This is a genomic window from Streptomyces sp. NPDC032721 (assembly GCF_055579625.1).
On record NZ_JBVIMX010000056.1, the window covers coordinates 1 to 7,937 of the forward strand.

Annotated in this window: 6 protein-coding genes; 2 read left to right on the forward strand and 4 right to left on the reverse strand. The window is 66.6% G+C overall.

All coding sequences use genetic code 11. The features are described 5' to 3' along the window. Nucleotides 1-318: 318 nt before the first annotated feature. Complete coding sequence (locus ACZ5PB_RS43330; protein WP_468699239.1) at nucleotides 319-729, forward strand: hypothetical protein; 411 nt, start codon at nucleotides 319-321, stop codon at nucleotides 727-729. Further along, the gene (locus ACZ5PB_RS43335) at nucleotides 726-1,340 is read left to right on the forward strand and encodes an SMI1/KNR4 family protein (protein WP_468699241.1); all 615 of its coding nucleotides are present in this window, start codon (nucleotides 726-728) and stop codon (nucleotides 1,338-1,340) included. Before ACZ5PB_RS43330 ends, ACZ5PB_RS43335 begins: the two co-directional genes overlap by 4 nt. 679 nt (nucleotides 1,341-2,019) lie before the next feature. Here ACZ5PB_RS43335 and ACZ5PB_RS43340 read toward each other — a convergent pair. The 4 genes from ACZ5PB_RS43340 to ACZ5PB_RS43355 form a co-directional block, all read right to left on the reverse strand. Beyond that, nucleotides 2,020-2,343 carry a hypothetical protein gene (locus ACZ5PB_RS43340; RefSeq protein ID WP_468699243.1) on the reverse strand — a complete coding sequence of 108 codons (324 nt, stop codon included), beginning with the start codon at nucleotides 2,341-2,343 and terminating at the stop codon, nucleotides 2,020-2,022. A 533-nt stretch (nucleotides 2,344-2,876) separates the two neighbouring features. Then, entirely contained in the window at nucleotides 2,877-3,332 is a 456-nt protein-coding gene (locus ACZ5PB_RS43345; RefSeq protein WP_468699245.1) for a hypothetical protein, read from the reverse strand. Between the two features lie 118 nt (nucleotides 3,333-3,450). After that, nucleotides 3,451-4,359 (reverse strand): transposase, encoded by a 909-nt coding sequence (locus ACZ5PB_RS43350; protein WP_468699247.1) that lies wholly within the window; start codon nucleotides 4,357-4,359, stop codon nucleotides 3,451-3,453. 79 nt (nucleotides 4,360-4,438) lie between these two features. Further along, entirely contained in the window at nucleotides 4,439-7,069 is a 2,631-nt protein-coding gene (locus ACZ5PB_RS43355; RefSeq protein WP_468699248.1) for a tetratricopeptide repeat protein, read from the reverse strand. Between the last annotated feature and the right edge of the window lie 868 nt (nucleotides 7,070-7,937).

The following is a 7,937-nucleotide window of genomic DNA, read 5'->3' on the forward strand; positions in this document are numbered from 1 at the left end:
TCATCCGGATAAGGCTTCGGCACAACGACACCCTTCCCACCTGCCCCACAGGGCAAGCCAGTTCAGATGTCACCCGATCGTGCGGCAGACCCATCGATGGTTGGTGTTGACCCCCAGGGGAACCCAGTTTCCATGTGAGCATTTTGCCAGGTCAGCGCGCTGCGACTCGTCACAGATCAACAGTCACGCGGCTGCCGACCCGACCTTCCACGTCGAGGCCGGAAGAAAAAGAACAAGCTAAGACATCGTTTCTTTTGGTGGTGAGGTGTGCTGTTGGATGCGCAGGAGGCTGTCAGAGCGGCATGAGAGTCTCCGGACATGAGTTACGACTTGGCTGTTTGGGAAGGCGAGCGGCCGGCGGATGACGAGACCGCCGGTCGGGTCTTCAGCGACCTGTACGACCGCTTTATCGACGGCGAGGTGGACGAGTCTCCGTCTGAACGCATTGCGGCCTACGTGGCCGCGCTGCTTGAGCGGTGGCGCGACATCACCGAGGACGACGAGGACACCTCGCCCTGGTCGACCGGTCCGTTGATCGACGAAGCCAGCGGTCCGCTGATCTACTTCGCCATGCGGTGGAGCATGGCTGAGGAGGCGTCGGCCTATGCGGCGGCCGTCGCGGAGTCCATGGGCCTGATCTGTTTTGACGTGCAGCAGGACCGGCTCAGGCCCTGCCACCAGGGACAATGGCGGGGAACGCACACTTCCTCGTCAGAAAGTCCGGCATGAACGACTCCGCCTTCAACATTCGCGAATGGGGCGAGGAGATGGCACCGCTGGCCGTCGCATTCGCCGACGGCTTCGAGGAGGTGCATTCGTATTCGCCGGGCGAGTACAGGGTGGAGACCGTCACGGCGCAGGACGGCGCCCGGGCCGTCGCGCTGCTCGCCGGGGAAGGCGTCACCGGTGCACTGCTGGAGTACTACGCGACACTCGGCACCGTCGAGCTGCCCGACCTGCACATCGGCATCTGGATCGCCGACGCCGAGCGGGTCGCCGAGGGCATCCTCGCCGGCGCCCTCATGCCGGTGACCGGAGCGGTCGACGACACGGTGACGGTGTTCGCCACCGACGGCGGCGGGAACCTGTACGCGGTCAGCCCCTCCACCGGATCCGTCTGCCACCTCATCGGAGGGGCCTGGGACGGCACCAGCCTCGACGTGCACGAGACCGGCTACCGCGTCGTCGCCCCTAACCTGTGGGCCTTCCTCGACCAACTCCGCCAGGACCTCCGGCAGGCCCTCGCAGAACGGCCGGCCCTGAAGGCAAAGATGACGTGCTGCGACAACAGCGAAAGCCATCTCCTCAGCGACGCCTGGCCACCGGAGTACCTCCGCTGAGAGCTCCGCCGGCCGCGCCGGTCGAATCAGAGGGACTGCCGAGGGCTCCGGAGGCACATGATGCCGCAGGCGAGGTGGAACTGGCCCTGGTGGAGGTCGGTGCCTTGCCAGCGGGTACGCAGGCGTTTGCGGGCCGACCACCGCGCGGAGGCGGAGCGGGAGCTTCGGGCCGCGAGAAGGAACGCCCGGTAAGCCGGCCGGACCTGACCCGGCTCGCCCGCACCCCCCGTCTGCCGGGCCTAAAGGCACTTCGGAACGTGAGTCTCTCCGGTCCCGCCGCACCGTACGGCCTGGCGGGCGCTCTGCTTGGAGGTCAACTACGACCGGGTCCCGCCTTCGGCAAGGAGGGCCGCCGTCGATGGCGAACGCTACGTACAGATCTGGAACCGCGTCCCCATACAGTTCAGCGCGGCCGGGGCGACAAGAAGGGCCACTTCCCCATCCTCGGCGAGCTCGCCCGCAAGGGCGTCGACACCGGCCTCGGCCTGGACCGCCCCGCCACCCTCCGCCAGGACGCCCCAACGTCTGCATCAGCGACGTGCTCCTGCCCACCCTGCACACCGTCCAGGCCCTCGCTGGCCTACGACCGGTTCGGCCCCGGACTGCCTCCCCCGCCTCAAAGAGAACCGGACCCCGGCGCATACCTCATCCACGACCTGATCATGAAGGCCCTGCAAGGTCACCCGGACACGGTCCGGAAAGACGGAAGCCTTCGGCCTCTGCGGGCACGCACGCCACCGGATTCCCACAGGCACAGGACCATATCTGTGACAATTTGCGTCAGCAGCCACAACGGCACCAGCACCACCGTGAAGTAGGCCAGCCATGCCACGAACATCACGACCACGAGCAGCACAGTCGATACGGTGTAGCTGAACAGAGCCACCAGCAGCCGCCCGTACCACGGACATCGCACGGTTCGCGCCCGTACCCAGCGAGACCAGTGGACAGCACCGAGGACCACACCGGTGAGCAGAGCGAAAAGCACAACGACGTCAACCATGAGCGTTCCCGCTTCCTGAGGAGGATCCCGCAGCGGGATGCTGCCGCAGCACGTGGACGGACGCCGACTGTATCCGAACCCCCGCACGCGGCACCCGCCAGGGCCAGGCATCGGGCTACGTGCCTGTTTGGGCTCGGGACAGACTGGAGGTGTGAGTCCCATCAGCCCGATGCTTTCGTGTCTTTCAGTTCCCAGGAGCAGACGACGCAAGAGACGATCACCGCGCTGAGCCTGGAAGTCGCCCAGCTGCGAGAAGCCATTGAGCATTTTCAGCGGTGCTGCTCCAGGGCGAGGACGGCCTTGGCAATTGACGTCATTCGATTCGGGCCGCTTCGGCATCTGCGTCGGCACCGCCCACGCCTACACCAACCATGTCATCAGCCTGCTGGCCGCCCGGGCAGCGGGGCTGCTGAAGGTTTTGCGCACTCATGATCCTGACTACGCCCTGCTGGACGGCACCCTGGCGGAGCGGTGCCCGCCACCCATCACATTCCCCCGGCCGGTCGAGCCCCGGCCCTGTGCCGCGCCCTGGTTCACAGCAGCGCGCCGATGCCCCAGGTGGCGCTGACATCGTTGAGCCACCGGTCGGGCACCTCCCCGTTCCACCGCGCTGCCAGCGTGTACCGGGAACGGACGGACGAGAGCCGCTCCAGGACGATCAGCGATACCGGGTGTGCGAGCAGCTCGTGCCGCCCGTGCTTCGCGATTGCCGACTGCGGCCCATACTCCGCGAACAACCCCCCCAGCCGCTCCTCGTACCGGCCGACGAATTCCTCCAGCCGGGCCGGGTACGTCTCCCGCTCCTCCTTGGTGATCGCTGACCAGAGGACGGGCAGGACTTCCTCGGTCATGCCGTCGTCGAAGCGCACATGCACCGCGAACGCGGAATACGACCGCACCGCGACCGCGAGCGCCGCATCGGCGTCGCCTTCCCGGACGTCTTCCGCCGCCCGGTCCACCGCACTACCGGTGTAGGCATCCGCACTCATGACCGCCCCGCCTTCTTCGTGGTCGTCCACCGCATCCCCAACTGGACCAGCTCGGAACGGCGTTCGTCGCTGAGGTTGTCGGCACGCTTACGGATGTTGCCCAAAACCATCCCGAGTTTCACCTCCACCACCCCACGACCATCAGCACCCCTGGCCCGCCTGGCAGCCTGTCGTGCGACACCACGTGCTCAATGTGCTTCCGGGGCACCACAAGGTGCCCCTCACGCGCGTGGAACTGCTGTGCCGCTGCGAGGTTGGTGGCCCACTTGTCGTCCTGGGTCCGCTTCACCGGCCGCTCGTCCTCCCCGGCCGGCCCGATACCGAGGGCGTTCTCCAGGTGCCACTGCTGCGCGGGCTGGAGTGCGTCCCATCCGTACCGGCATCCCTGGACCCACCGTCCGAGGCCTTCGCCCTGAACGAGCAGAATCCCAGGCTCGGTGGGCAGTGTGCCGCCGTTCTTGAGGTGGTTCTGCACGAAGCGCAGGCAGCGTTGCCATCCGGCATCCCATGCCGGGCACCACCCAGGGGCGATCTCGTCCAGGGCCTCCCGCCGCTTCCACGACAGCCCCCCGGCCACTGCTCCGTCCTCGTCGGGGAGCTCGATGCCCTCGGAGACCAGGCCGCGTTCCCGCCAGCGGAGGAAGAAGCCGTAGCGCCGGTCCCTGGGCGGGAAGCCGGCGGCCATCGCCCGCCACTTGATGCCGCAGTAGACCACGTAGAACACAGCATGGAGCATCTCCCGGTGGCAGTAGCCCTCCGGACGGCCACCCCGGTCCTCCAGCCACGCAGAAACCGGCGGCAGCGGGCGGATCGCCTGCCACTGGGCGTCCGTCAGGTCCGTGTCGTGGACCGGTGCCCCGCCGGGTTGATCAGCGGCGTTTCCGAACCGGTGAGCGAGGCAATCGCACGACGTGTCATGCGAGTTGAGTCCACCGGGCCCGACGGCATACAACTGGAGCATCAGGGCCTCCTGGTGGGGTTCGTGGTCTTCAGCAACTCCGAACTGCACCGAAGGCCTTGTGTTCATGCGCGGCCACCAGAGAATCACCCGCCCCGACAACCACTTTCGATCAGATCGCACTCAGGGTCGATAGGACGACGGCCTCTCACGTCAGCTCCAAAGCTGTCCGAAGCCTGTCCTGGATCGGTGTCAGCTCTCCCGCGGCAACCGGGATGACGCGCTGAAGGTCAGCCAGGTCATCGAGTGCTTCCCTGATTTGGTGCGAGGAAGGCTCTCGTGACAGGAACTCGCTCAGCTGCCCCCTAGCCCGGTCCCAGTCGGGCAACGCACAGAGCACTACAAGGAGATTGCTTCGAGCCAGGTGTGAGCCGCCGGGATCAGCTGCCTGCGACTCGTAAATGTCCAATGCCTTCTGCCATTGGTCCACCTCGCCAGCCGCTCCGAGCAGGCGCCTGGTCAGTGCGCTCTGGTAAGGGAACCAACCACAGTTGGGGTTGATCTCGAACGCGCGGTCAAAGTCAACGAGCGCCTCGCTGCAGCGACCCAGAGCGCGATAGGTCTCGCCACGCCAGCAGAGCGGCCACGACGAATCCTGCTCCAGCGCGAGTGACCTTTCGAGATCTGTCAGGGCAAGTGAGTACTGCCCCTGAGACAGTCGGACCGAACCACGAACCGCGTATGCCCAGCCAGCCTCTGAGTCTGCCTCGATCGATCCGGTCAGGTCCCTGAGCGCTTCCTCGTACTGCCTCAGCCTGTGGTGAAGCATGCTGCGGAACCACTTGGCAGGAACCGCCTGCGGATCAAGGACGAGAGCTTGATCGAAGTCCTCAAGGGCACGCTCGTAACGCCGAAGAGCGTAGAAGGCCGAACCACGATTGATGAGGTGACGTGGCTCGTACGGTTGGAGCCGGACAGCATGGTCATAGTCCTGGAGAGCTGCTTCGGGCCCGTTCATGGCCCGCAGGGTGTGCCCCCGGCCCGCGTGGGCGCGGGCAAGATCCGGGTTCAAAGTAAGGGCGTTCGTATAGGCGGCAAGCGCCCGGTCGTACTGCCCGCCGAGTCGATACCGACGGGCGAGGAGCGCATGAGCGAGCGCATGACCCTCGGTCCTCAGCCCAGGGGTGGCCAGGAGCGCATGGAGTGCGGCGGCATCACCCGAGTTCCTACCGGCGCAGCCCAGAAGTCGGTATCCGACGTCAACGAGGTCGTTGTCGTCGTTGTCGTGACCGGCCTCGGCGAACAGTTGGGCCCAACGACGGAGCGTCTCGATGCTGTGGCCGCAAGCGCGTACCGCGTCGCACAGAGCCTCCGCCCGTGCTGGGCCGTCCTGCGCACAGAGCAAGTGGTACGTCTCGTCCAGCCGATGATCCAGCCAAGCGGAGTTCTCCCAGCGGTTCTCCAGGGCACGCCCAGAGAGTTCTGCCAGTGATTGACCATCCTCTTGATCCTGGCGTCGAGCGGCGAATACAGACGCGAGAGCCACATGGCGCTCACGCCACCGCAAAGGCGCTCGCACGCGCTGTACCCGCAGCATCGGGGCCCGGATCACGTCGTGGTAGCGGTAACGCCCCGCCTGCTCAGTGACAAAGGGCAGCACCCGAATCCCTTGAACACCGTCATCAGCACCGGTGGGCAGGAGAGCCCGGTAGATATCTTCGTCCAGATGCCGGGGCAGCGCACAGGCAAGAATGGCCTCCCGCCGAACCGGGTCCTTCTCCCACTTGAGGAAGCGATCGACCGCCGTTTCGGAGGGGTCGGAGATGGCATTCACATCCTGCGGCTTGCTCCTTGCCAGAGCGTCCAGCAGTACCGGGAGCCGCCCGGAAAGCTGCAGAACCGCCTCCACCACGCGGTCTTCGGTCACGCCACGGACCGCCAGCAGTGCGCGGGCCTCATCCACGGTGAACGGAGACAGCGCGACTTCCGAGAAGAGATCGAGGCTGTCACCCCAGCAGGTGGCATCGAGCGAGCCTTGCCCCGACAGCACCATCTGAACGTTCACAGGAACTGGCCCGTACAACTCGGAGACGAGCGCGTCACGCAGCCAGATGTCCAGGAGGGGCGCCGTGCGTTCGTACGTGTCGAAGAACAGCACAATCCAGGGTCGGCGCGTTGCGACGGCGGCCAGGTCAGCCAGAAATTGCGGGGCGAGCACCTTGAGTGGTGACAGCACCAGTTGCGCGTCCTCCTGACTGCGTAGCCAGGTGCCGACTGTCGTACGTGCCCTGTCGAGGCCTGCGGCCACATGCTCTGGGCGAACCACTCCACTGAATGCGCCGACCCCGGGAACCAGGCTGAGGCCTGCCATGCCGATCTGCGCGGCGAAGGAACTGGACGGGGAGGGCGGAGTCTCGCCAGCTGCCGAAGCCAGCCCGCCGGACCCTACCCCCCTCATGTAAGCCGCGGAAGCCGCATCGGCCTCATGGCGTTTCTGCCGGTAGGCGGAAAGCTGTTTCTCGAAGGATTTCAGCGTGTAGCCCTGCCGCCCCACTTGGTCGCTGATCAGCTCCATGGCCTCGACCGCGCTATGCGCCTCGTCTCCCACGACAGCGGTCACCGCACCCTTCTCCCGCGCTGCTGCTTCCCACCGACGGATCAGCGTGGACTTGCCCACCCCCGCAAGGCCGTGGACGTGGAAGAGGAACTGATAGGTGTCGTCTTCGGGTGCACGAGCCAGGTTCTCGCGGAAGATGGCCAACTCGCGTTGCCTGCCGATAAATCCACTGTTGCGACGACGCCGAATGAACTCCCGTCGAGATACGGTCTCGTCAGCCATCTCAGCCTCCTCCAAGCCTCACCACCCAGTAGTGGGCCTAGTCGGTCTTCGGGGAAGGGCTGAGTAAGAGGCCGTTGTCCTATCGGTCTTGAGTACGATCTGATCGAAAGTGGCTGTCGGGGCGGGTGATTCTGTGGTGGCCGCGCATGAACACAGGGCCTCTCGGCAACGGTGAGGAGCTCCCGAAGCGGCAGGACGCCCGTCGTGGTCCAGCTGTTCCGTTGCGCCATCTCGGGTCCGTCATCGGCGCGGTCCCGGTCGCCCCGCGCGCCGGGAGCAGGAACTACATCCGCTGGACGCGGACCTCCTTCAGCTGCTGGCGCGACATGCACCTGATCTGGCGGAACCGCGAGGTCCTGGCCGAACTCACCACCGGCTGCACCCGACGACACCACCGTCACCGGTGCGGGCAAGCGCCTGGTTGTCGACCCCACCCCTTCTGCCAGCGCTCACCTGATCTCCGAGCGCGACCTCGCGGACTGGAGCTGACCGCCATGGACGAGATCAACGACGGCCTTAGCGCGCGACTTCGGCGACGGGGTGGCGCTGCTTTTCCGGGTAGTTCGGGGCGGGTCGGGGATCTGTTGGGACGTCAGGCGGGTTCCTCGTGGGGGTCGGGGTCGGTGTGCCAGAGGGACCAGCATGCGGCCAGGACGGGGGAGACGAGGCCGCCGGGGCGGGCAATGGAAGTCCGAGCCGTAGTCACGCAGGATCCCGTCAGGGCCCGTCAACAGCACGCGGGACCTCCGGTGGCCGCTGTGGGGGTGTCGTCTCGGGGGGGGGGGGGGGGGGGGGGGGGGGGGGGGGGGGGGGGGGGGGGGGGGGGGGGGGGGGGGGGGGGGGGGGGGGGGGGGGGGGGGGGGGGGGG